Source organism: Rhodanobacter terrae (assembly GCF_042657005.1).
Classification (GTDB): domain Bacteria; phylum Pseudomonadota; class Gammaproteobacteria; order Xanthomonadales; family Rhodanobacteraceae; genus Rhodanobacter; species Rhodanobacter terrae.
In genome coordinates, this window is record NZ_JBHSNG010000037.1 from 1 (window position 1) to 23,125 (window position 23,125).

General features: G+C 63.8%; 23 protein-coding genes and 2 pseudogenes. 15 read left to right on the plus strand and 10 right to left on the minus strand.

Annotation, left to right across the window (positions count from 1 at the left end; genetic code table 11):
• Positions 1 to 147 precede the first annotated feature (147 nt).
• On the plus strand, positions 148 to 1,446 hold the full coding sequence (locus tag ACFPPB_RS18945; RefSeq protein ID WP_377330000.1) for an MFS transporter: 1,299 nt from the start codon (positions 148 to 150) through the stop codon (positions 1,444 to 1,446).
• Positions 1,447 to 1,534: 88 nt separating this feature from the next.
• Here the strand turns inward: ACFPPB_RS18945 and ACFPPB_RS18950 are convergent, their stop codons facing one another.
• A complete protein-coding gene (locus tag ACFPPB_RS18950; RefSeq protein WP_377330002.1) occupies positions 1,535 to 1,741 on the minus strand; it encodes a hypothetical protein in 207 nt (68 codons plus the stop codon).
• Positions 1,742 to 1,768: 27 nt separating this feature from the next.
• A complete protein-coding gene (locus tag ACFPPB_RS18955; RefSeq protein ID WP_377330004.1) occupies positions 1,769 to 2,755 on the minus strand; it encodes an MBL fold metallo-hydrolase in 987 nt (328 codons plus the stop codon).
• A 116-nt stretch (positions 2,756 to 2,871) separates the two neighbouring features.
• Here ACFPPB_RS18955 and ACFPPB_RS18960 point away from each other — a divergent pair, with 116 nt between their 5' ends.
• Positions 2,872 to 3,783, plus strand: coding sequence for a LysR family transcriptional regulator (locus ACFPPB_RS18960; protein WP_377330006.1), 912 nt, complete (start codon positions 2,872 to 2,874; stop codon positions 3,781 to 3,783).
• A 33-nt stretch (positions 3,784 to 3,816) separates the two neighbouring features.
• Here ACFPPB_RS18960 and ACFPPB_RS18965 read toward each other — a convergent pair whose 3' ends face one another.
• The 3 genes from ACFPPB_RS18965 to ACFPPB_RS18975 form a co-directional block, all read right to left on the minus strand.
• On the minus strand, positions 3,817 to 4,227 hold the full coding sequence (locus tag ACFPPB_RS18965; protein ID WP_377330038.1) for a DUF1801 domain-containing protein: 411 nt from the start codon (positions 4,225 to 4,227) through the stop codon (positions 3,817 to 3,819).
• Between the two features lie 225 nt (positions 4,228 to 4,452).
• Positions 4,453 to 4,896 (minus strand): VOC family protein, encoded by a 444-nt coding sequence (locus tag ACFPPB_RS18970; protein WP_377330007.1) that lies wholly within the window; start codon positions 4,894 to 4,896, stop codon positions 4,453 to 4,455.
• Positions 4,893 to 5,357, minus strand: a complete 465-nt coding sequence (locus tag ACFPPB_RS18975; RefSeq protein WP_377330009.1) for a helix-turn-helix transcriptional regulator — start codon at positions 5,355 to 5,357, stop codon at positions 4,893 to 4,895. Before ACFPPB_RS18975 ends, ACFPPB_RS18970 begins: the two co-directional genes overlap by 4 nt.
• A gap of 211 nt (positions 5,358 to 5,568) precedes the next feature.
• Between ACFPPB_RS18975 and ACFPPB_RS18980 the strand changes: the two genes are divergently transcribed.
• The 4 genes from ACFPPB_RS18980 (at position 5,569) to ACFPPB_RS18995 (ending at position 8,481) form a co-directional block, all read left to right on the plus strand.
• Positions 5,569 to 5,901 carry a PadR family transcriptional regulator gene (locus ACFPPB_RS18980; RefSeq protein ID WP_184601687.1) on the plus strand — a complete coding sequence of 111 codons (333 nt, stop codon included), beginning with the start codon at positions 5,569 to 5,571 and terminating at the stop codon, positions 5,899 to 5,901.
• Complete coding sequence (locus ACFPPB_RS18985; protein ID WP_377330011.1) at positions 5,892 to 6,407, plus strand: PspC domain-containing protein; 516 nt, start codon at positions 5,892 to 5,894, stop codon at positions 6,405 to 6,407. The genes ACFPPB_RS18980 and ACFPPB_RS18985 overlap by 10 nt, the downstream gene beginning before the upstream one ends.
• A gap of 107 nt (positions 6,408 to 6,514) precedes the next feature.
• Entirely contained in the window at positions 6,515 to 7,810 is a 1,296-nt protein-coding gene (locus ACFPPB_RS18990; RefSeq protein ID WP_377330013.1) for a hypothetical protein, read from the plus strand.
• A gap of 14 nt (positions 7,811 to 7,824) precedes the next feature.
• Complete coding sequence (locus tag ACFPPB_RS18995; protein ID WP_377330015.1) at positions 7,825 to 8,481, plus strand: DUF899 family protein; 657 nt, start codon at positions 7,825 to 7,827, stop codon at positions 8,479 to 8,481.
• A 274-nt stretch (positions 8,482 to 8,755) separates the two neighbouring features.
• On the opposite strand, the gene ACFPPB_RS19000 is transcribed toward ACFPPB_RS18995, so the two are convergent.
• Both ACFPPB_RS19000 and ACFPPB_RS19005 read right to left on the minus strand, forming a co-directional pair.
• Positions 8,756 to 9,664, minus strand: coding sequence for a DUF5996 family protein (locus ACFPPB_RS19000; RefSeq protein ID WP_377330017.1), 909 nt, complete (start codon positions 9,662 to 9,664; stop codon positions 8,756 to 8,758).
• A complete protein-coding gene (locus tag ACFPPB_RS19005; RefSeq protein WP_377330019.1) occupies positions 9,648 to 9,968 on the minus strand; it encodes a hypothetical protein in 321 nt (106 codons plus the stop codon). Before ACFPPB_RS19005 ends, ACFPPB_RS19000 begins: the two co-directional genes overlap by 17 nt.
• Positions 9,969 to 10,016: 48 nt before the next feature.
• On the opposite strand from ACFPPB_RS19005, the gene ACFPPB_RS19010 reads away from it, so the two are divergent.
• The 3 genes and pseudogenes from ACFPPB_RS19010 to ACFPPB_RS19020 form a co-directional block, all read left to right on the plus strand.
• The gene (locus tag ACFPPB_RS19010) at positions 10,017 to 10,559 is read left to right on the plus strand and encodes a bactofilin family protein (protein ID WP_377330020.1); all 543 of its coding nucleotides are present in this window, start codon (positions 10,017 to 10,019) and stop codon (positions 10,557 to 10,559) included.
• Positions 10,556 to 10,918 carry a hypothetical protein gene (locus ACFPPB_RS19015; protein WP_377330022.1) on the plus strand — a complete coding sequence of 121 codons (363 nt, stop codon included), beginning with the start codon at positions 10,556 to 10,558 and terminating at the stop codon, positions 10,916 to 10,918. Before ACFPPB_RS19010 ends, ACFPPB_RS19015 begins: the two co-directional genes overlap by 4 nt.
• 31 nt (positions 10,919 to 10,949) lie before the next feature.
• Positions 10,950 to 11,069, plus strand: a pseudogene (locus ACFPPB_RS19020) (DUF1428 domain-containing protein); the annotation flags it as partial.
• Positions 11,070 to 11,297: 228 nt separating this feature from the next.
• On the opposite strand, the gene ACFPPB_RS19025 reads toward ACFPPB_RS19020, so the two are convergent.
• Positions 11,298 to 12,890, minus strand: coding sequence for a carboxylesterase/lipase family protein (locus ACFPPB_RS19025; protein WP_377330024.1), 1,593 nt, complete (start codon positions 12,888 to 12,890; stop codon positions 11,298 to 11,300).
• 547 nt (positions 12,891 to 13,437) lie between these two features.
• Entirely contained in the window at positions 13,438 to 13,704 is a 267-nt protein-coding gene (locus ACFPPB_RS19030; protein WP_377330026.1) for a DUF2249 domain-containing protein, read from the minus strand.
• A gap of 306 nt (positions 13,705 to 14,010) precedes the next feature.
• Here ACFPPB_RS19030 and ACFPPB_RS19035 point away from each other — a divergent pair, with 306 nt between their 5' ends.
• The 5 genes from ACFPPB_RS19035 to ACFPPB_RS19055 all read left to right on the plus strand — a co-directional run bounded on the left by ACFPPB_RS19035 (position 14,011) and on the right by ACFPPB_RS19055 (position 21,339).
• Positions 14,011 to 15,189: an SPFH domain-containing protein gene (locus ACFPPB_RS19035; RefSeq protein WP_377330027.1), complete on the plus strand. Its 1,179-nt coding sequence runs from the start codon at positions 14,011 to 14,013 to the stop codon at positions 15,187 to 15,189.
• Positions 15,186 to 16,652: a hypothetical protein gene (locus ACFPPB_RS19040; RefSeq protein WP_377330029.1), complete on the plus strand. Its 1,467-nt coding sequence runs from the start codon at positions 15,186 to 15,188 to the stop codon at positions 16,650 to 16,652. Before ACFPPB_RS19035 ends, ACFPPB_RS19040 begins: the two co-directional genes overlap by 4 nt.
• A gap of 612 nt (positions 16,653 to 17,264) precedes the next feature.
• Positions 17,265 to 19,808 carry a beta-galactosidase GalA gene (galA, locus tag ACFPPB_RS19045; RefSeq protein ID WP_377330031.1) on the plus strand — a complete coding sequence of 848 codons (2,544 nt, stop codon included), beginning with the start codon at positions 17,265 to 17,267 and terminating at the stop codon, positions 19,806 to 19,808.
• 122 nt (positions 19,809 to 19,930) lie between these two features.
• A complete protein-coding gene (locus tag ACFPPB_RS19050) occupies positions 19,931 to 20,215 on the plus strand; it encodes an SMI1/KNR4 family protein (RefSeq protein ID WP_377330033.1) in 285 nt (94 codons plus the stop codon).
• A 437-nt stretch (positions 20,216 to 20,652) separates the two neighbouring features.
• Complete coding sequence (locus tag ACFPPB_RS19055; protein WP_377330035.1) at positions 20,653 to 21,339, plus strand: methyltransferase domain-containing protein; 687 nt, start codon at positions 20,653 to 20,655, stop codon at positions 21,337 to 21,339.
• 243 nt (positions 21,340 to 21,582) lie between these two features.
• Here the strand turns inward: ACFPPB_RS19055 and ACFPPB_RS19060 are convergent, their stop codons facing one another.
• Positions 21,583 to 22,284 (minus strand): PEP-CTERM sorting domain-containing protein, encoded by a 702-nt coding sequence (locus ACFPPB_RS19060; protein WP_377330037.1) that lies wholly within the window; start codon positions 22,282 to 22,284, stop codon positions 21,583 to 21,585.
• 264 nt (positions 22,285 to 22,548) lie between these two features.
• Here ACFPPB_RS19060 and ACFPPB_RS19065 point away from each other — a divergent pair.
• Positions 22,549 to 22,889: pseudogene (locus tag ACFPPB_RS19065) on the plus strand (hypothetical protein).
• Positions 22,890 to 23,125 lie beyond the last annotated feature (236 nt).

Sequence of the window (23,125 nt, forward strand, 5' to 3'; positions counted from 1 at the left end):
GCTCTTCGCCAAATCCACGCCAATGGTTATAGTGCTCATGGAGACTTCCTCTTCGAGTGACGGTTGACCAGCATCACCATCATGGCCCTCGAGGCCGAAAGGGGAGGAAGTCTCTTTTTACTCATTTGCTTAGGGCAATCCGCCTGCATGACTTCGACCGAAACGCACGGCACCCCCGAAGTCCCGCGTGGCTCCATGCTAGTCGCGGCGCTGTCGACGGTGGTGGAATGGTACGACTTCACGCTCTACCTGTACTTCGCCACGGTGCTGTCGCGGGTGTTTTTCGGCGGTGGCAACAACTCGCTGCTGGCCACGCTGGCCGGGTTCGCCATTTCCTATGGCATGCGGCCGCTGGGCGCGATGGTGTTCGGGCATGTCGGCGATCGCATCGGGCGACAGCGCACGCTGGTGCTGTCGATGATGCTGATGACGCTGGCGATGTTCGCGACGGCGTTGCTGCCCGACTATGCCGCGATCGGGCCCGCGGCCGGCGCCCTGCTGCTGTTGCTGCGCTGCTTTATGGCGTTCTCGGTCGGCGGCGAATATACGGGCGTGGTCGCCTACCTGCTGGAAGGCGCGCGCGAGGACCGTCGCGGCTTGATCACCTCGCTGGCATCCGCCGCCAGCGAAGTCGGCGCGCTGATGGCCATCGCGATCTCCGCACTCGTGGTCGGTACGCTGAGCACCGCCCGTCTCGATGCCTGGGGCTGGCGCATTCCGTTCTTTGTGGGCGCGGCGCTGGCCGGTTGCGTGTGGATCGCGCGCTCCACCATGGAAGAATCGCCGGATTTCCTGCGCCAGGTGAAGCAGCGCACCGTGCCCGAGTCCCCGCTCCGCCACACGCTCGCCCATCATCGCCGCGCACTGCTGCGTACTTTCGCCATCTCGGCGCTTGGCTCGATCACCTATTACGTCGGCATCACCTATGTGCCGGCTTTCCTGAGTTCGTCCGGTGTCCTCGCCGAAGGCCGTTCGCTCTGGCTGTCGACCCTTGCCGCGGTGGCGGTGATCCTGGTCACGCCGCTGGCGGGCGCGCTGTCCGATCGGGTCGGACGCAAGCCGATGCTGATCTGGCTGGGTGTCGCCGGCATGCTGCTGCCGTTGTCGATGTTCGGCCTGATGGCAGGCGGCGGCGAGCTGCACATCGCTGTCGGCGCAGTCGTGCTGGCCTGCCTCGCCGGCGGCGTGAGTGCGGTTGGCGCCCCGGCCACCGCCGAGCAGTTTCCCGGCGAAGGCCGGCTCAGCGGCCTGGCGCTGGGCGTGACCGTAGCCACCGCCATCTTCGGCGGCATGACACCTTTCCTCGCCGAACTTTTCATCCGGCTGACCGGATGGACTGCCCTGCCCGGCGCCATGATCGCCGCGGTCGCCCTGGCCGTCGTGCCCGTCTTCCTGACCATGCCGGAGACGCAGCCGGGCCTGGTGAGAGCCCGTGCCCTCGAGTAGGCAGCAGACGGGGTGGGGAATTTGGCTGCGTCTCGGAAAACTGGCCAATTGCCCGTCATCCGGGCTTTCGCCGGGATGACGGGCCAAATCATGAGTTTTTCGAGATTCCCTTATCCGGCACGGAAAATGTCCCTGATCCGTTTGCTGCTTCACTGACAAGGGCGGCGACCGCGCGCTGGCGGCAGGTCGGCCGCGATGGCGCGCCGCCAGCCGGAATGCCGCCCAACTGGCTGCTCCACACCGCCGCCTCGATTATCGCTGGTAGCTGAACGCGACGGGACTGAATCGAATCCATGATCAATCCCCGACGCATCGCCTGCGCTCAGTGCGGCTTCGGCTGCTCGACCGGCATCCGGGTGAAGTCGACCGGGACCCATCGGTAAGTCTTGCCGACGGCGCGCAGGTGGCCGATGCCCGGGAACGGGAGGTGCGCCCCCGCCACGAGTGTGCGTTCCCTGGCCACCTGATTGAATACCTTGATGCGGGAGGCTGCCGCCGCCTTGGGGTCGGTGTCGAAGGCGATGGTCACGTCCGGGTGGTCGAGCTGGACCGCAGGAACGTGGATCAGGTCGCCCATCAGGAGCAGCTTCTGACCCTCGCTTTCGATCATGTAGGAGGTGTGCCCCACCGTGTGTCCGAAGCTGGGGTACGACCTGACGCCGGGAACCAGCTCGACGCTGCCGTCGAACGGAACGAATTTCCCGGCCTGCACATAGGGATCGACCGAAGCCATGGCTCCTTGAAAGAAGCCCTTGGACGCAGCTGGCGCGCTGTCCAGGTTCTTTTGGCTCAGCCAATAGTCGGCCTCGTGCCGCTCGGTGTGAACGACTGCGTTCGGAAACTGGATCACGCGATTCGCCGACAGGCCGCCCACGTGATCCGGGTGCATGTGGGTCAGGAAAATGTCATCGATCTGTTCGGGTTTGTAGCCCGATGCCTTCAGGTTGCTCATCAACTTTCCGAGCGTCGGACCGAACAGGCTGCCGGCACCCACGTCCACCAGCACCAGCCTTTTTCCGGTATTGATGAGATAGGCGTTGTCCGAGATCTGCAGCGGCGTTTTCAAGAATGCCTTGTCCAGCGCGGCAACGGTTTTCGCGGCGGGCTCCAGCAGCAACTGCTCGACCGGCAGATCCACCGTGCCGTCGCTGAGTGCGGTGACTTCGAAGTTGCCGAGCATGAATCGGTAATAGCCCGGCGCCGAGGTCCTGGCCATAGGCGCGCCGGCAGAGGCGTTCAATGCGGTGAGGCCGAGGACAGTGGCGACTGTCGCGATGCGGATGGCTTTGCTGAGCATGTTCGATTGCATGGGTTTTCCTTGAATGGGATGGGCTGATGGCGGAGCGATGGTGAGCGATTGCTAATTTCACTACAATCAATAAAATCGCAAACATCATTTGCGATTTACGCAAAGGAACATCGACGATGCTCGACGCGATCAGGACCTTCCTTGAGGTTGCGACGGACCGCAGCTTCACCACCGTGGCGAAGCGCCGCGATGTGGCGGTGTCTTCCGTCGCGCGCAAGATCGACGCGCTAGAGGCCGAGCTGGGCGTGAAGCTGCTTGCCAGAAGTTCGAGGTCGCTTGCGCTGACCGACGCCGGTGAGCAGTTCCTTCCTCGTGCCCGCAACATCGTCTCTGAAATGGATGACGCCAAACACGGTTTGGCGGATCTCCACGCCGACCCTCGCGGCCTGTTGACGGTCACCGCGCCGGCTGCCTTCGGGCGGCGACATGTCGTTCCCGCCATCGCTGAATTTTTGCAGCGCTACCCGTTGATCGAAATCGACATGCACCTCAGCGACGAACGCGTGGACTTGATGGCACAGCGCGTCGATGTCGCGATTCGCATCGGCATATTGCCGGACAGCGACCTGGTTGCCACACGCCTGGCGCCGTCGAGGAGGCTGGCCTGCGCCAGTCCCGACTACCTGGCCCGCCATGGTCGTCCCGCGACACCGGAGCAACTGGTGAACCACAACTGCCTCACGTTCGCATCGACCCCGCCACCGGGATGGTGGTGTTTTGCAGGAGTCCATCGAGATGCCGCTCTTCCGGTCCGCGGCTCGCTGCGCACCGACGACACCGAGGCGCTGCTGGAGGCCGCTGTCGCCGGCATCGGTATCGTCCACCTCGCCAGCTGGCTGGTGGGCGACTTCGTCCGGGCGGGAAAACTGGTGTCCTTGTTTCCCGAAGTACCCACACCGCCAAAAGCAGCCGGGTCAGCGATTCACGCCGTCCGCATGCCGGGCCGCTCGCACACGGCGAAGGCAAAGCTCTTTATCTCGCACCTTAAAAGCCGCTTCGACGATCCGCCGTATTGGGATCGTTTCTGACTGCTGGCAAAGATCGGCAAGCGGAACAGCGGCTCAGCTTGCCTTGGACGTATTCAATGCTGCGGCAGCGCGAATGAGCGCCTTCAACGCCTTCTCATCGATCTTGTCGGCCTCTTGGAAATCGATGGCGCGCCGGGTGCTGCCTTCGAGGCTGGAGTTGAAAAGGCCTGAAGGGTCTGCCAGCGAGGCGCCCTTGGCGAAGGTCATCTTCACGGCGTTCTTGTAGGTCTCGCCGGTACAGATCATCCCGCCGTGGTACCACACCGGAACCCCGCGCCACTTACACTCCTCGACCACGTCGGGCACGGTCTGCTTGATCAACGCGCGGATCCGGGCCAGCGTCTCGCCCCGCCAATCGCCCAGCTCCTCGATCCTCGCATCGATAAGCCCGGAGGGATCCTCGCCTGCGCTTGCTTCCTTCGAGCCGCTCTTCCCGTTCTTCATGGTGGCTGTCTCTTGCTTCATGGTTGAAGTTGCTCGCCCGTCGATAGGCATCTTCGCCAACCGCCTCGATAGCATTGGGAATCTCGAAATAGCAGCTTCTTTTGCTCGTCATTCCTGCGAAGGCAGGAATCGCTCTACAACGGTGCGGAGCGATCCCGACCTTCGCCGGGATGACGATTCGGGAAGGTTGTCGCACGTCCGCTTCAACTGCAGTCGCCAAACGCCTCAGCGCTGCTCCTGCACGCGGAGCAGGTTGCCCGCGGGGTCGCGGACGGCGCAGTCGCGAACCCCGTACGGCTGGTCCGTCGGCTCCTCGACGATCTCGGCGCCGCTGGCCTGTATCCGCTCGAAGGCGGCATCGAGGTCCCTTGTGGCCAGCAGCATGATGGCGTAAGTGCCCTTGGCCATCATCTCGGCGATGGTGCGCTTCTCGTCATCGTTCACGCCGGAGCTGGCGGCCGGCGGATACAGAACGATGGACGTGCCCGGCTGATCGGGCGGCCCGACCGTGATCCAGCGCAGCCCGTTGTAGCCGACGTCCTTGCGCACTTCGAAGCCGAGGGTGTCGCGATAGAAGGCCAGCGAGGCGTCCGGATCGGTTTGCGGAAGAAAACTCGCGTGAATGTTGATGTCCATGACAATCGTGCTCGGTGTGGAAGGAGCCGTCATGCTAGATCCGGCTCGGGGGTCGGCGCTTCTCCATTCCTGACCGGTTGCGTCCTGACTGGTCGCGTCACCTGCCGCGCCACGCAGGACGGCATCCCCGCCGTCGCGCCCGCCGCCTCGCGCCGGTAGACACTGGGCGGCACCCCGGCCAGCTCGGTGAAGCGCGTGCTGAAAGTGCCCAGCGACGCGCAGCCGACCGCGAAGCAGACCTCGGTGACGCTGAGATCACCACGACGCAGCATCGCCATCGCGCGCTCGATGCGCCGGGTCATCAGATAACTGTATGGCGACTCGCCGAAGGCGAGCTTGAACTGGCGGCTGAGGTGTCCGGCCGACATGTGCACGCCGCTGGCCAGCGCCTCGACGTTCAGCGGCTGCGCGTATTCCCTATCGATCCGGTCGCGAACACGGCGCAGCCGTGCGAGGTCGCGCAGGTGCTGTGCTGCGGGTGGTCGGCTGTTCATCGGCGCGATCGTCCCACGCGGCACCGGAGTGCTCAAGTCCAATGGAGCGAAGACACCACGTCACTTTTTCCCGCCAAGCCCGGCTCGATGCAATGACCTGCGGAGCCGGCAGGCCGACTTCAGCCAGGAGCCGCCGGTCAAAGGAGAAGAGTCGGGTTTGACAGGAAGCATGTCACCAGCTACCTTTTTATATAAAGGTAGCTGGTGACGTATGGACCCCGACAAGTACAACACGTTGCGCAAGGGTCTGCTGGAATTCCTGATCCTGGGGATCGTGTCTTCTGGCAGGGTGTACGTTGCGGAAATGATGCAACGCCTCAGCAAGACCGATTTCGCCACCCAGGAAGGCACCTTGTATCCGCTCTTGAGCAAGATGCGACGGGAGCAGCTGTTGGACTATGAGTGGCAGGAATCCGAGACGGGCCCTCCCCGCAAGTACTACAAGCTTGCGGCAGCTGGCCGCAAACAGCTGGCGGAGTTTCGAGAGTACTGGAAATCTCTGACAAGCCTCATCGACGAGTTGGGCAAGCCATCATGCAAATAGTCGTTCAAGTCAGACTTAGCGGGCACTCGACAACATTCCTGTTGGACGAGGATGCTTATCAGGGCTTGCGGACATATTTCGAGCACGCTCGGTCGCGCCTCAGACGCGATCCGGATTGCGAAGAGATTCTTCGCGATCTTGAACAATCCATTGGCGAGAAACTCTCGCCGGAGAATCGCGTTCTCAGCCGCAAAGAAGTCGCCTCGGTCTTTGAACAGGTTGGCGCCGTCGACGCCGGCAACAGCGATGCAGCCGCTGCGCAACCCGGCCGCTCTCGTCGGCTTTGCCGAATCGAGGAGGGTAAGTGGCTCTTCGGTGTTTGTCAGGGACTGGCGGCCTACTCCAGCATTCGAGTCGAGTGGGTACGGTCGATTTTCGTCATTGCGTCCGTATTTTCCGGCGGCATACCGGTGCTGATCTATCTGGTCCTGATGTTTGCCCTGCCATTGGTCCGGACTCACGACGAATACAGTGCCAGCCTTCACGCGCATTCCGATGCGATGTGAAGTCGGGCAACGACGGCGACGACGTCTTCGCTGACTCGCTCGGATGTACTCGTGTAGCGCCATGGATGCCGTTCCGTATTCCACACGCACGATCGAGGAGAATTCCGATGTTGAAGACCATTGCTGGTCTCGCGCTGGCGGGGACCGCGTTCTTGACGCTCGCGTCAGCGCAAGCCACAGCGATCGATCCCAGAGCCGCGCACGCGGCCTTTGCCGATCGGCAGGCGATGTGCGACCGCGACGGCGGCGCATTGTGGGGCAAGAGTGTCTGTGGACCACTCATGTTCATCGATCCCGGTACGCGCGAAGTCGTTGCCAACCAAAACACACCCGATGACGCGCTCACGAAAACCGGTGACGTGTTCACGGGCAAGCTCGGCAGCGAAGTTCTGATTTCCAGCACGACGGTGGAATGGAAGGGTCTGCGCTGGTCGATGATCCTGTGGCCGCTGCCTGACGATGCCGCCACACGTAAAACCGAACTGGCGCATGAAGCGTGGCATGTCATTCAGGAGAGCCTCGGCTTTCCCACGAACTCTCCCGTGGAGGCGCAGCTCGGGTCTGCGTTCGGACGCACGACCATGCGACTGGAATGGCGTGCATTGGCCGCCGCTCTGACCGCGACCGACACGGCGGCCCGCAAGACCGCCATCCGCGATGCGCTGATCTTCCGCGCCTGGCGCCGCGCGCGGGCCAAAGACGCGACCGATCAGGAAAACCAGCTCCTGTTGAACGAAGGCCTCGCGGAATATACCGGCCGTCGACTGAGCGGGCAGAACGACGCGACAGTAGCCACCGCGCTCGGCGACGCGGAGAAAGGCGACGCCTACGCGCGACTCTTCGCCTTCGCGTCCGGCCCGGCCTATGGATTCCTGCTGGACGACTACAGCAAGGATTGGCGCAAGCATCTTTCGGCGCAGTCCGACCTTGGCGACATGCTCGCGCACTTGGCCGATGTTTCGCTTCCCACCGACATTGCGGCGGCGGCATGCAAGGCGGGGCGTCGCTACAATCTCGCGGGCGTGGAAGCGGACGAAAAAACCATAGCGCTGGCGCACGACAAACAGGCCGGGATCTGGATCGCACAACTTGTCAGCGGTGCAGTGTTGCACCTGCCCTCCCATCACATGAAAGCGGAGTTCAATCCGAGCATTCTTTTCCCACTGCCGCCTTATGGCACGGTCTATCCGAAGCTGCAGGTCGTCACCGATTGGGGAAAGCTCAAAGTGGATGGCGCCGCCTTGATCGACGACAATTGGACGAGCGTGACCGTGGCCGCCCCCGCGAACGCGGCCACACTCTCCGGCAGCGGCTGGACGCTCGAACTCGCACCGGAATGGTCGATCGTACCGGACAAGAAACCGGGAGATTTCACCGTGGCAAAGAACCGACATCGCCCATAAGTGCAAGCAAGTTTGTGCCTTTCGAGAGCTTGGCCACTCATGGCACGACAGCGGGCCGGAGCATCTGCCAGGGATCGAGTTCAAGGCGACGCTGCCACGCCTGCCTGCTCGACCTGTTCGCGGGCCGCCGTCAGCTGATCGTCTACCGCGCCTTCTTCGAGCCGGGCGTGCATGGCTGGCCCGAGCATGCCTGCATCGGCTGTTCCCTGGGAGCGGACCAGGTTTCCCACCTCGCCCACTTGAACGCGCGCGACACCACGCTGGTGTATGCCTCGCGTGCTCCGCAGGCCGACATCGCGCGCCTGAAAGCGCATATGGGATGGGAAAAAATTCCCTGGTACACGATCACCGACAGCTTCGACACCGACTTCGGCGTGGACGAATGGCACGGCCACAACGCGTTCATCCGCGACGGCGACCGCGTGTTCCGCACCTACTTCATCAACAGCCGCGGCGACGAGGCGATGGGTACCGTCTGGAGCTACCTCGACATGACGGCGCTAGGACGCCAGGAGTCGTGGGAGGACTCGCCGCAAGGCTATCCGCAGACCCGGCCGTACAAGTGGTGGGACTGGCACGAGCTCTACGTACCCGGCGCCACGATCGACCCGGCCTGGGACAGAGTATCGGAAGCCGGAGAATCCGCCTTTCGGGACAAACGCGACGGCTGATCGGGTTATGCACGGCATCGCTCACGCGCAAGCGCGTCGGTGAATGCGCGGTGGGAGCGACTTCAGTCGCGACTGCGCAGCAGTGCGCCGCGCCGCCCGGTTGCGCATCGAGCAGCGGCAACACCGAGATGCCGCGGGCCGCTGCCGCGGCCATCGCGACTGAGGTCGCTCCTACACAAGACGTTTCTTGGGGCAGTATCGGCGTCCGCTGGAGTTCACGGCGTCGAGCTTTTCGGCTGGATGGCGGGAATGATGATCGACCGGCAGCAGTCCGCTACGCCCTGCCACGGCGATCGAGCGCGCCGCGATCCCACTTGGCGAGGTCGGCGGCGCGCTCGTAGGTGCTGTCGATGAAGGCGTGGATCATTTCATCCGGCGCGTCGGCTTGCCGGACCGCATCGTAAGGCAGGATGAACTCGCCGAGCTGACGGTGGTAGTAGGCGGCCTGGGGTTGCACCCGCGCGTCCTTCAGTCCCGGCGGTTCCGGTGCGGCATACGCGTAGAACGCTGGCTCCAGCAGCGTTCCGCTGCCGGGCCAGAAACCGTGGCTGATGACTTCGTGCGAGTACGCGTCGCGCTCGAACTCCGGCCCCTCGCGCGGCGGCGCGCGACGACCGGAGAAGCGCGTCACCGCCAGGTCGAAACTCCCCCAGAAGAAGTTGACGGGACTGCTCTTGCCGACGAACGCGCATTGCGAGGCGGTGAACACGCGATCGATCTGCACCAGGATGCGCCACAGACGGTTGGCGTACTCGGGGTCGTAGGCGTGGTGCTGCGTGTCCCGGTCGAGCCGGACGGGCTGGGCAACCTCGACGGCCCAGGGCCGGATCTTCACCGGCAAGTGCATTGCGTCCAGCGTCGCCATCAACTCGCGGTAGAAATCGGCGACGCTGCGCGGCGCCAGCGCCAGCGTTCGGGTCTCTCCGTCCGAGGCGCGGACGGCCAGTTGGTGGTCGATGAAGTCGAGCTCGATGGTGAAGGAACGAGTGCCGTGCGGCAGCGAGCGCGTCGCCACTCCTCTCGGCGTGACGCGCAGCGCCACCGACCAGCAATGATTGAGTGGCGGCGCCTGCGCAAGCGCGACCTTGCCGACCACCTGCAGCCACATGTGCAGTGTCGCGTAGGTGTCCTTCCATGCGCCGTAAGGCAGCGCAGGCCAACTGGCTTCAGCTGTCGCTGTCATGACCGCTGCCCCATCGTCTCCGGTTGCACAGGCGCTCACGATAACCGATCGACGATGAACCGGCGGGCTGTCCGGTGGCTATCGCGGCATCGCCATCGCGCCCGATGCGCCGGAGGATCGGATCGAGGTATGCCGGCTTGAACAGCGCGTAATCTCGATCAATCCAATCGCGAACGGATTTACCCGTCATTCGAGTGATGGTCCTGCGCGTTGTCAAAGCGCTCAAACCCGCTGCAATAGCTGACTGGAACTGAACCGGACACCTTTTTTGCCGGGGTAAAGTGAACCTCACCCCGTTTTTCATGCTCTTTGAGGGGTATGGTCGAACGTCCCACCCGACTGGAGTGCCGCCATGGCCCTGTGGAAAGAAACCGTCAAGACCTCCGCCAACGAAGCGCCCGAAGCCACGGACCTGACGCGCCCCGGCGTCCCGGAGCCCAAACCCAGACTCGAAGCAGAAACGCCGGTGCAGCCAGCATCTCGTCCCACGCCTATTCCCACACCCGCACCGAACAAACCCAAGACCGAATCGCTGATCGCGCCCGACATCACCATCGAAGGCAAGATCGAAGGCGCGGGCCATGTGCGCATCGCCGGCAGCTTCAAGGGCGACGTCAACGTGCTCGGCGACCTCACCATCGAGCCCGGCGCCAAGGTGACCGGCAGCGTGCGCGCCGAGAAGGTCACCATCGCGGGCGAACTGATCGGCAACATCGAATCAGCGGCGCACGTGGAGTTGCAGCAAAGCGGCGCGCTGACCGGCGACTTGAAGGCGGGATCGCTCAGCGTGGCGGCGGGTTCGCGCATGCGCGGCCAGGCCGAGTTCGGCTGGGACGATGCCAAGGGCGGCAACAACGCGCACAAGACCCCTGGACACGACGGCACAGCTTCGTGACCCTCGCACACCCCGGCACGGCCGGGGCGACGCGCATCTGCCCGCACTGCCGGGAGACCATCCTGGAAAGTGCGGAAGTGTGTCCCGCCTGCCGCCACAAACTGCGCTTCAGCGAACCCACCAGCGCGATCGCCTCGCCAACATCCACACCGCTGCGCGTGGAAGGCAGCTTTCGCAACCCCGTCGACAGCGGTGCGTGGGAATACTCGATGGTGCTGACCATCCGCGACGAGCGCGGCGAGGAGATCGCGCGCAAGCTGGTCGGCGTCGGCGCCATGCAGCCGAACGAACAACGCACCTTCACCTTGAGCGTCGAGATGAACCCCGCCACCGCGGGCGGCAAGCGCACACGGCATTGATGCATGCACCGCGTTCCTGAAGTGGCGTGGCAACGCCGGCATGGAGAAATTCATGAAAGATCCGCGCATGGCGGCCGCCAGCGACATGCCCTTCGACGGCAAGCGCAGTATCTTCGGCGGCTTCGTGCCGGTAGTCGGCCTGTCGGCGTAGCTGCGATATCCAGAGCATGCGCGGAGCCGCGATGACACTGGCCGCAAAGTCGGAAGGCGAGCGGAGCCAGCTCGCCCCGTCTCTTATCGGCCTTTCGCGGCGGCGGATAGGAAAGCACCAGATCGGATGGATCGACAGCTGGCTCGATTCGCTGCCGGAAACGTCGGACCGGAATGGATCAGCCCCACGTTCTCGAGCATCGAGGGGCTCTACTACCCGATGGGTCCATCAAAGATGCGCGTCGGGCTCGATGCGCTGCAGGAACTCGTAGCGCGCAACATCATGGTCGACACGGGTATGGGTGTCCGCGCCGATCGCCTGGCGCAACAGGCCGCCGTCCTTGGGCGCGGCGGCGGGCCAGTGCGGCAGGCCCGGGCCGTTGGGGTTGCCGGTCTTGATGAAGTTGGCCCAGTAACCCTCCATCACGGTCGAGGCGCGGCGGTCGGCGGCGGTCCACGCGTAGACATGGTTGCCGGAGAGGTTGCCCAGCGCGTATTCGATCTCGCCACTGTGCACGGCGCCGGGGTCCGCGCCGGCGCTGCCGTCGCGCTTGGCCGGACGCGCCTGGGTGAAGTAGTAGTAGTACACCGGCGCATGGCCGGTCTGGCGCTGCAGTTGCACCCAGCGCCCGGTGGCGAAGGCGATGAACTGGTCGCCGGCGAAGGCGGTGCCGGAGGCCTGTAGCTCGGCCTCGGTGCGCCCGGGATAGAACTTGAGCGCTTCGGCCGCATGCGCGCCAAGGCGCTGTTCCATCGCGGCGCGGTAGTTGGCCGGCGTGGGCGGCTGCTTGCCGAGCAGGTCGGCGTAATAGCCCTCCTGCGAGTTGGAGCCGACCAGCAGCGGGATATGCGCCTGCTCGCCGGCCTGGTAGATGGCTTCGGGCGAACGGGGCAGGAAGTAGCCGTCGATGGTGGGACCGAAGTCTGGCACGCCTTTTTCGCAGACGGCCTGGAGCAGTGCGCTGGCGCCGATCGCGCGCAGCCGGGCCAGCGAATGCGCGCCGACGTGCTGCCGGAAGGCCTCGCCCTGGTTCTCGGCCAAGGCCAGCGGCATGGGCTTGAGGTTGCCGAGCACGGAGCCGCTCTCGCCGATGGCGCGCTGCATCAACCACCTCGACAGGGGCGAAGCCATCTGCGCCGATACCGACATGGAGCCGGCCGACTCGCCGCCGATGGTCACCTGATGCGGATCGCCGCCGAAGGCCGCGATGTTGTGCTGGACCCAGCGCAGCGCCGCACCCTGGTCGAGCAGGCCGTAGTTGCCGGTGGCGCGCACCGGCGACTCGGCGGCCAACGCCGGCAGGGCCAGGAAGCCGAACACGTCCAGCCGGTAGTTCACGGTGACCGCGACGATACCGCGTCGGGCCAGGCTGGCGCCGTCGTAGCGCGGCTCCGAGCCGTCGCCACCGATGAAGCCGCCGCCGTAGAAGTACACCAGCACCGGCAGCTTCCCGCGTGGCCGGTGTGCGGGCGTCCACACGTTGAGATAAAGGCAGTCCTCGCTCATGCCGTCGGAGCGGAACACCATGTCGCTGAACACCGGGCGCTGCATGCAGCGCGGGCCGAAATGGTCGGCCATGCGCACGCCGGTCCAGGCGACCACGGGCTGCGGCGGCTTCCAGCGCAGCGGGCCGACCGGCGGCGCGGCATACGGGATGCCCTTGAACTCGTCGAGGCCGGCCTCGGCATCATGGAAACCCGACAGGCGGCCGGCATGGGTACTTATCGTGGGTGGCGGACCGGCCGCCAGGGCCGGGGCAACGGCCAGCGCGGCGGCCAATCCCAGCAGGACACGATGCAGGCGCGTGAATGCAATAGGCATGGTCATGGGCTTCGTGTGGGCGATGCGGCGTTTCGTCGTGGAGAAGGTTCACCCGCTCGACTCGCGCACGCGATGGGCGGCCAACCAGGCAGCGGGTTCGATGGGGATGGTAGCGGGTTGGCCATCTCTCACCAAATTGCAGGCGCCCGAGGCGGACTCTGGAAAATCCGGACTTGTCAGCCCATCCCCAAGGAACGAAGTCCACGGCGGCACGGAGAACGGTGCACGCCGGCCGCGGCTTATTTTGTGGGAGCGACTGTAGGAGCCCGCAGGCGGGCGATGCTTTTCAAGCTATAGCCAGAGCCATCGCGACTGAAGTCGCTCCCACAATCCCGGCGACACGTCGCTTCTGCTGGCTCCCATCGCCGCCCGACCTGATCCATCCGTTCCGACACGAAAGCGGCCACAGCCGCCTTCGCTATGTGGGCCCTACCGCGAACGGGCTCGGGATGGTCCCGTTTTGCCTTGCGTCAGCGGCATGGGATGCGCCTCCCCTTCAGCACGGCGCCCGGTCATAGAACGTCGAGTGGTTCATCCGGCGACTCTCCTATTCCGTCGGCAACCCGACGATCCCAAAGTCGATCACGACGGCGTCGGAATCGTGTTCCCGGTAGGTCACTGTCAAGTTCTCACCCAGTCGGTCGCGCAGTTGGGCGATCAGGGGAATCGGATCGTGGTCATTCACGAAGCGCATCGTCTCGCCCGAACGCAGAACGCCTATCGCACCGAAAATCGCCGAATGGCGGAAGCGACGCGCCACACCGCGCGCGTCGAAAATGTGGGTATGAGGTTCGAGGACGGGTTGCGAGTGCATGGGGAAGGATTCCTGACGGTGGAGAGCTCGCTCAACATACGCCGTCATCCGTACCGAGCCACTGATCCAGATCAGAGCTCGGCAGGAACGGCGAAACCTTTTCGTCGCACCTTTTCGTCCTGCCCGATAGTTGCCACATCAGATCGGCGCCTCGTCGCATCTTCGGCCCTCGCGGCGCCCCGCCCTCCCTTCTAATGAGCGCGAACCACCGGCCCGCAGGCGTCTATCGCCTCGGGCTCATGGAAGGCCACGCGTGAACGGGACGGAGCCCATCAACCGAAACAATGCGGCAGGGGCGGCATCGTGATGGACAATTCGAACAAGCTCGGGAAAGCGGCGACGCGCGTGTTCAATCGCAAGGCGCTGGTGTTGGCGATCATCATGCTGGGCGGTTACGAGCTGTACCGGCATCCACCCATCGAAACCGTCGGGCCGCAGCAGGTCGGTATCCGGTTGAACGGGTTGACCGGCTCGGCCACCGAGGTGGGTGAAGGTGTGTGCCTGGTGATTCCCGGCATCCACAGCTTGCGCAAGTTTCCGCTGCAGGACCAGATCTACCGTCCCACCCGCAGCGCCAAGGCCGACGGCCCCGCGCCATTCCAGTCGTCGGAAGGCCTGTCGATCGGCGTCGAACTGACGATCCGCTACGCGCTCGATGCAAACAGCCTGCCCAGGGCCGCGAAAGCCCTGCCCGACGATGTCGGCCGCGACCTGGTCGAACCGCTGGTCCAGGGCGTGATCTACAAGGTGTTCACGCGCTACACCGTGCGCGAGATCTTCTCGACCAAGCGCCAGGAGATCCAGACGGTGATCGAGGGCGAGCTCAAGCCGATGCTGGCGGCCGACGGCATCGACCTGCGCAACGTGATGATGGGCAACGTCGATCTGCCGCCGGATTATCGCGAGGGCATGAACAAGGTGCTGGCCACCGAGCTCGAGACCCAGCAGATGCAGTACACGCTGCTGCTGAAGGAGAAGGAAGTGCAGGAATCGAGACTGCAGGCCGAGGCCGAGAAGGCCCGACGCGATACCGCCGCCGAGGCGGCAGCCGACGAACAGATCATCGCGGCCAAGGGACAGGAAGAGGCGATGAAGCATGTGCTGCCGTTCAAGCGCAAGCAGATCGAGCAGCGCGAGCTCGAAGCAGAAGCCGAGAGTGCTGCTGTCATCCGCAACGCCAAGGGTGCGGCCGAAGCGCGGCGCATCGAGGCCTCCGGCGAGGCTGACTCGCGCCGCAAGCTCGCCGATGCCGAAACCTATCGGCTGGAGGAGATCGGCAAGGTCAACAGCGAACAACTCGAGCGCGACGGCATCCTGATCGACAAGCACCCGCTGCTGATCCAGAAGACCCTGGCCGACAAACTGTCCGACAAGATTTCGGTGATCATCGCGCCGCCGCCTGCGACAGGCGGGTTCATCGGCCAGGCCCTGATCGACGGTGCTAGGCATGGAGCGGCGGCCAATGCCACCGGCAGCGCGCCATGAAAGCACTGATGTGGATTCCCCTGCTGCTGGGCATGGGCCTCGCGCACGCCGAGCCTGCGCCGCAGCCTGCGAACCCGCTGGCGATCGTCACCCAGGACGGCGTCGCGCTGCGGGCACAGGCGCGCCACTCGGCGACCCCGCAGGCGGTGCTGTGGCAAGGCGAAAACCTGGAGGTACGCGGGCGCACGCTGGACTATCTGCAGGTCTACGATCACCGCATCGAGCGTGCCGGCTTCGTTCGCGCCAGCGAGGTGCGCATCGTCTCGATGCGTCCCGAGGATGCGCCCGAGCTGCTGGCAGTCGTGCGATTCCTGCGCGACATGCCGGGCAGCGAGGCACTGGGAGTCGCGTATACGGCCGCGTACCTGAAGGCTGCGCCGGGCAAGGCCATCGACGCCGAGCCGTTCGATGCGCTGGGCGTGATGGCTGGGCGTCTGGCCGAACGCGCCTCGACGAATCGCAGCAAGTCGCAGGAGCAGAGTCTGTCGGGGCAACTGGAAGTGGTGGCCGACTACGGCGTCGCGATTCGCAGCATCGATCGCAACGGCCGCATGAGGCTGTGCTACGACGGCGATGCATTCCGCCGCGTCATGGCGCTGGACGCAACCGCCATGCAGAAGGCGACCGCGGCGCTGGCATTGACCGATCCGGCCTGCGTCGACCCCAGCCTGCGGCCGATCCAGCTCACCGCGTTCGATACCTGGCGCGCCGATCTGTTGGCCCGCGTGCCGCGCGAGGGCCTGCCCCGCTACGTGCAGAACCGCCTGCACATGCGCGCGGCGTCGGTGTGGTCGGCGATCGCCTTCGAACACACGCGAAGCCATGAACCGGCGCAGCAGGCCGCGTCACGCGCCATCGACGAACTGGCGGCCGTCGATACCCACACGCTCGTCGAGAACGACCGCGACGACTACGACGACGCGGTGATACGCGTAGGCGCATCGCGATGGGCGGCCGAGCCGCTGCTCAAGGCGGGCACTGGTCTGCATATCGTCACCGCGGCGGGTCGTCCCGGCGAGACCTGCATCGAGCTGCTGGATAGCAAGCACGACGAAAAGACGCCGCTGGCGCAACGCTGCACTTACGGTACGGTCTGGACCAGTTCGGCGCGCGCCAACGCGCACGGCACCGCGCTGGCGATGGCCGTCCAACCCATGACCAGCTGGCGCGAGTTGTGGCTGTTCCATGTGGTCGGCAAGCAATGGGTGATCGACGTGTTGCCGCCGGCGGACGACGATCCGCAGCTGGGCTATCTCGAATTCGCCGGATGGGTGCCCGGCGACCGATTGATGCTCGCGGCGCGCGAAGCCCGGGTCAACGGGCGCTTCATCCACCGCTTCGAGATCGTCGACATGGTGACCCTCGAAACGACCCGCCAGGCCGACAAGCCATCCTCGCTGAGCCCGTTCTACCGCTACCAGGATGCGATCTGGAGAAGCCAGACGGTGAGCCTGCGGGACTGAAAACGGGCGGAGAAAGTTGGTGGTTTGCCCATCGCTCCGTCAACTCGGGAACTGGAGCCTCCGATAAACCCGGGGGCATTTCAGCGCTCGCCAGCCGTGGCCTATTTTGTAAGAGCTACCTCGGTCGCGATTCGTGACGATGCAATGCGCCGCCTGGTTGTGCATCGAGCAGCTGCAGCGCTGCGATGTTGCCGGCCGCTGCCGCGGCCGATCGCGACCGAGGTCGCTCCTACAGAGGTGAATGGGCGTCCCGGCGATGGGCGGATATCTTGTGGGAGCGACTTCAGTCACGACGGTGCAGCGGTGCGCGGTGCTTGCTTGGCTGTGTATCGAGCAGCTGCAACGACGCGATGTTGCCGGCCGCTGCCGCGGCCGATCGCGACCGAGGTCGCTCCTACATGGCGCGAACGGGCGTCTCGGCAGTGGGTGCCGACAGATACGCACGGCGCTTTCTTTGTTATGGTTCACCCTCGAAAGCGCGACCCCGTCCCGCGGAATATCGTTCCCCATCAGCACCATCAGTATGTGACGCTCGATCTGGCCCAGCCGCCTCGTCAATAGCAGCCATGCTCGCCATGACGTCGGCAAATCCTCCTGGAGATTACGACTCTCATGATTGATATCACACGCCGCACCTTCGTCATCTCGAGTATGGGATTGTTTGGTTCCTGCCTTCTGCCGCGTGCCGTGTGGGGCGGTACGACCGAGGGGATGGCCGGAAAACAGACCTGGCCACTGGCGCACAGCGGGACGGCCATGGCGCCGCGCGAGCAGTGGCTGTTCGATTTCGGTTGGCGGTTCTCGCTGGGCAATGGCAACGATCCCACCAAGGATTTCGGTTACGGTTTCGGCCAGAGTGATTTTGCGAAGACGGGCACGTTCAAGATCGCCACGGCCGACTTCGATGACGCCGGCTGGCGTCCGCTGAACCTGCCGCATGACTGGGCTGTCGAGCTCCCGTTCGTTCACGACGATAAGGGCGACGAAGACAACCGCATGCTCTCGCATGGCTATAAACCGCTCGGGCGGCGCTATCCGGCCACCAGCGTCGGCTGGTACCGGCGCACCTTCGATATTCCCGAGAGCGATCGCGGACGCCGCATCTGGATCGAGTTCGACGGCGCGATGCGCGGCGTCGTGCTGTTCGTCAATGGCTGCTTCATCGGTCGCCACGACGACGGCTATACCCCGTTCCGCTTCGACCTCACCGACTTCCTGCATTTCGGCGGCAAGAATCACATCGCCTTGCGCGTCGACGCCAGTTTCGGCGATGGATGGTTCTACGAAGGCGCCGGCATCTATCGCCATGTCTGGTTGACCAAGATGGATCCGGTCCACCTGGGCAACTGGGAAACCGTGGTGCGCACTACCGTCAAGGGCGATGCGGCCGCGCTGGACCTTGCCGCGATCGTCGAGAACGAAAACGAGCGTCCAGTGAATGCCTCGCTCGAATGGACCATCGTCGATGCCGACGGCCACGTGGTGGCTCAAGCGACATCGCCGGCACAAGCCATTGCTCCGAATGCCTCGGTGGACTATCGGGCCACGGCGGCCGTTGGCCATCCTGCACTCTGGTCGCCCGACCTGCCTCATCTCTATACGGCCCTCGTCAAAGTCGTCGTCGACGGCAGCGTGCGCGACGCCGAACGGATTCCCTTCGGCATCCGCACGGCGACGTTCGATCCCGACCGCGGCTTCTTTCTCAATGGCAAGCCGCTCAAGATTCAAGGCACGTGCAACCACCAGGACCATGCCGGTGTGGGCGCCGCCCTGCCCGACCGGCTGCAGGCGTTCCGGGTGTCGGTGCTGCAGGGCATGGGCTGCAACGCCGTACGAACCTCGCACAACATGCCGACGCCCGAATGGGTTGCGGCATGCGACCGCATGGGCATGCTGATGATGTGCGAAACCCGCCAGATGAGCTCCAACCCCGATGGCCTGCAACAGCTCGAAACGATGGTGAAGCGGTATCGCAATTCACCCTCGATCGTCATCTGGTCGATCGGCAACGAGGAGTGGAAACTGCAAAAAGGCGACATGGCGGAACAAGGTGCCCACATCGCAGCGACCATGGTCGAGCGCTGTCACGAACTCGACCCCACCCGCGTCGTTTCCGCGGCGGTCAACGGCGACAACGAGCAAGGCGTATCGGATGCGCTCGATATCATCGGCTTCAATTACCACACGGACTTTCCCGACGCGTTCCACAAGAAGCATCCGAACCGTGCCGTATTCGGCTCGGAAACATCCAGCGCCATTTCCACTCGCGGCGAATACAGCTCCGACAAGGCGAAGAACACGATCAACAGCTACGACGGGGTCGTGGATTGGGGACAGACGCCGGAGCAATGGTGGACCTTCTACGACACCCGCGACTGGCTGGCGGGTGGGTTCGCCTGGACCGGCTTCGACTACCGCGGCGAGCCGACACCTTATGGCTGGCCTTCGATCAGCTCGCAATTCGGTATCGCCGATATGTGCGGCTTTCCCAAGGATTATTACTACTACTACAAAGCCTGGTGGAAAAAGGAACCCAGCCTCCACGTGTTTCCGCATTGGAACTGGCAAGGCAAGGAAGGCCAGGAAATCGCCGTCTGGGCCTACAGCAACCTCGATGAGGTCGAACTGCTTGTCAACGGCAAGAGTCTCGGCATCAAGCCCGTGCCGCATCTGGGGCATGTGCAGTGGAAGGTCGCCTATGCCCCCGGCGTCATCGAGGCCCGCGGTCGCCGCAACGGCCGGACCGTCCTGGTCGAACGGCGCGAAACCACCGGCCCGGCGCGAAAAATCCGTCTGACCGCCGATCGCCACGAGATCGCCGCCGACGGACGAGACGTAGTCATCGTCACCGTCGACGCGCTCGACGAAAACGGCCGGCCGGTACCCACGGCGGATAACAAGATCGCATTCCGCATCTCGGGGGCGGGCCAGCTGATCGGCGTCGGCAACGGCAATCCCAACTGCATGGAGAGCGACAAGGAGCCCAGGCGGTCGCTGTTCAATGGCTTGGCCCAGGTCATCGTTCAATCGACGGATGAAGCCGGCCACGTTCTCATCGAGGCCGTCGAAGACGGATCAGCCGGACACCCGTTACGCGCTGCCTCGCTGGCGATCACAACACGAAGGCCTGCATCGAGACCTCAGCGCGTCGGCTGATCGCCCAAGTGCGTGTTATGTAGGAAATCAGCCGCCCGTAATGCTGGGCGCCGCCAGACGGCCTTCCGACCGAAGGTCGCTTGTCGACCCGAAGCAGACGATTTTCGCGTAGGGGGGCGGGAATGCTTCCAGCAGATGCGACAGGTAAGGTCTTTCGATCAAAATCAGGGAAATTCTTCGAGGTGATACGCCCATTTGTCGGAGCAACACCGAAGGCGTTAGGCCTCGCGCATGGCGACGTGCTCGCAGTAGACGAATGCGGCAACTACTTTTTGAGTCAGTCAGATCAAGTGGTGTTCTGGGACCGCGAAGATGGCCAATTCAAAGTGCTCGCCGACACCTTTGGGCAGTTCCTTGCTGGCTTGGAGGTACACGCGCCTGCTGTCCTGAAACAGCGGTCAGGTTAAGCGTTCCTGGATTGCCCCTGCGTTTGCCAAGAACATCGAAGAGGGGCCGAAAGGCGATTAGGGATGGCCTGAATAAGTCCACTGCGGTCTGGAGAAGGGCGCCCCTTGTGGGAGCGACTTCAGTCGCGATTGCGTAGCAGTGCGCTGCGCCGCCCGATTGTGCATCGAGCCGCTGCAACGCCGGGATGCTGCAGGCCGCCGCCGCGGCCACCGCGACTGAAGTCGTTCCCACAATCTCGGCGACGAGCATAAGCTTGTTCAGACGTTCCCTAATCCATTCCGAAAGGTCCGCCATGGGCCTATGCTGTCGAAAAACTCGGTTGAATCGACCGGTTGAATCCGCCGTCGAAAGAGGAAACGACATCGGTGCCAAAGCGTGGGTTCGGGGGTAACCAGCCAGGCGACATAACGGATATTCACGTTACTAGAGCGCTGTCATGAAAAACCTCATCAAGCGAATTCCCGTCATCGGCCCCCTCGCCCGCAGCGTATACCGGCAATGGCTCAATCCTCCCAAGCCCTTCCACGGCTCGGAAGACTATTGGATCGCGCGATATCGCGAAGGCGGCCACTCCGGCGCGGGTTCGTATAACCGACTGGCCGAATTCAAGGCGGAAGTGCTGAACGACTTCGTCGCCAGTCACGATATTCGCGACGTGATCGAGTTCGGCTGCGGCGATGGCCATCAATTGACGCTCGCCAGCTATCCGTCCTATCTCGGCTTCGACGTAAGCCCGGATGCGATCGAAGGCTGCGCCCGCCGCTTCGCCGGCGATGCCAGCAAGTCGTTCATGCTGGTGAGGGACTACACGGGGCAGACGGCCCAGCTCGTGCTGTCGCTGGACGTGATCTACCACCTGACCGAGGACGAGGTGTACGAAACGTACATGCAGACCCTGTTCGGCGCAGCGCGGGATTACGTCGTGATCTACTCGTCCGACAAAGAAGAGGCGCAGCCCCAGACCGCGCACGTGCGGCACCGCCGGTTCAGTCGATGGGTGCGCGCGAATGAGCCGGACTGGCGACAGCTCCTGCATATACCCAATCGCTATCCCTACACCGGGGACAACGATACGGGTTCACTCGCCGATTTCTATGTCTATGGCAGAGGGAGACCGGCCTGAGCGCCATAGGGGACCGAGGTAAGTATCCCGATTTGATTGCCGCCGTCACACCTTATCGGTCCAGGCCGCCTTTCCCGGTAAGACGCGATGAACCCAAAAAGCCCCGCGTCGAGCGGGGCTGGTTCGTGTGGTTCGATCTATACGGTCGTGGCTAGCGGCGCGTCTCGGAAGTGCACCCTCTCCGTTTCGCATCTCATCGACCTGCGTCAACCGGGGGATCGTCGGCAAGAACACCGAAAGCTCTCAGTGGTAGCGACGGCGCAAGCTCAACAGCAGTCCGCCTAACAACAGACCGAGACCGAAGATGCCCAGCTCGCCAGGCTCCGGCACGGGCACGAGCGGCGCGCGGGTGCAGGGCCCGCTATCCTGGGCACCGCTTCCGTCACCCGACACGATCCAGCCGCTGCAGCCACCGGTAATGCCCTGGACGTGCGCCACCGAGGACCAGTTGCTGCCGTTCTCGACAAATGGACTCCCAGTCAGCAGGTTTGAGAACGTCAGAACATAGGTCGCTGAATCGCCGCCCACGAACCGGCTTCCAGATGACCAGCCGAAGGCAAGGTTGAACGTACCCGGCACCGGGCCCGTATTGACACCGCTCGCGATGTACAGCGCGTTGTTGTCCGCGCAATTCCCTGCGGTGCAGGTGAGTCCAGAGAGCGCCTGATTGAGATAAAAGGCCCAACCGGCGGTGGATTTTTTGCTGCTCAACCCCTGAACAAAATCCGACGCGCCCGTACTCGAAGACAGTACCAGCGTTCCCGTGTCCGAACCCACGGAGGACGTGAACTGAGCGGAGAGCCAGGGCGCACTGCCGTTCGGCGTATAGCCGGTGAAAACGATGTTTGGGTCGATGCTGACCGTGATCGGGGTCGCAGCGGCCGGCGGGGGCAGCACGGTAAGTGCGGCCAGAGCGATACTCGCCAGAATCAGGATTCTCGTCACGGTGTTCGACCTCCATTGAGGCTTGTCTCTGTCCGTCGCCAATCAGTCCGAGGCAGTTCGAACTACTGGGGCTTCTAACAGAGAACAAGCACAATCCGAGCCAAGCTTACAAGCTACTGATTCAACTACGCCTGCATCTGTTTCAAACCAGCAAATATCGCAATTTTGTAAAGCCTTCCGACAGTTCCGATCGGTCAAAGCGGTCAACATTTCGCCGCCCGAGTCAATAAGCACCGAAAAGCCCGTCTCCGATTCGTATCGTAGATCGCTGCCGACGGACAGGACGTCGTCATCGTCACCGTCGAGGCGCTCGATGAACATGGCCGGCCGGTACCCGCGGCGGATAACAAGATCGCGTTCCGCATCTCGGGGCGGGCCAGCTGATCGGCGTCGGCAACGGCAATCCCAACTGCCTGGAAAGCGACAAGGAGCCCGGGCGATCGCTGTTCAATGGATTGGCCCAGGTCATCGTTCAACCGACGGATGAAGCCGGCCACATGCTCATCGAGGCCGTCGAAGAGGGGTCGGCCGGACATCCATTAAGTACTGCCTCGTTGGCGATCAGAACGGGGAAACCTGCATCGAGGGTTCAGCGCGTCGGGTGACCTGCTAGGCACGCAACGAGTGGATCATCCGAGTGTGCCGTGACGATCAGCGAGATCGCCACCGCGCCATTCCCCGACGCCAATTCCCAGGCACGCTCACATTCTTGCTAGGCGGATTCAATTTAGAAGTGCATCACTCCAGCCCCGGGAAGTAGCGCAGGTGCGGTAGCCTGCGCAGCTTCACCGCCAAGTGGAACTGCACATTGAGCTACACGCACCTGAGCCAGGACGAACGC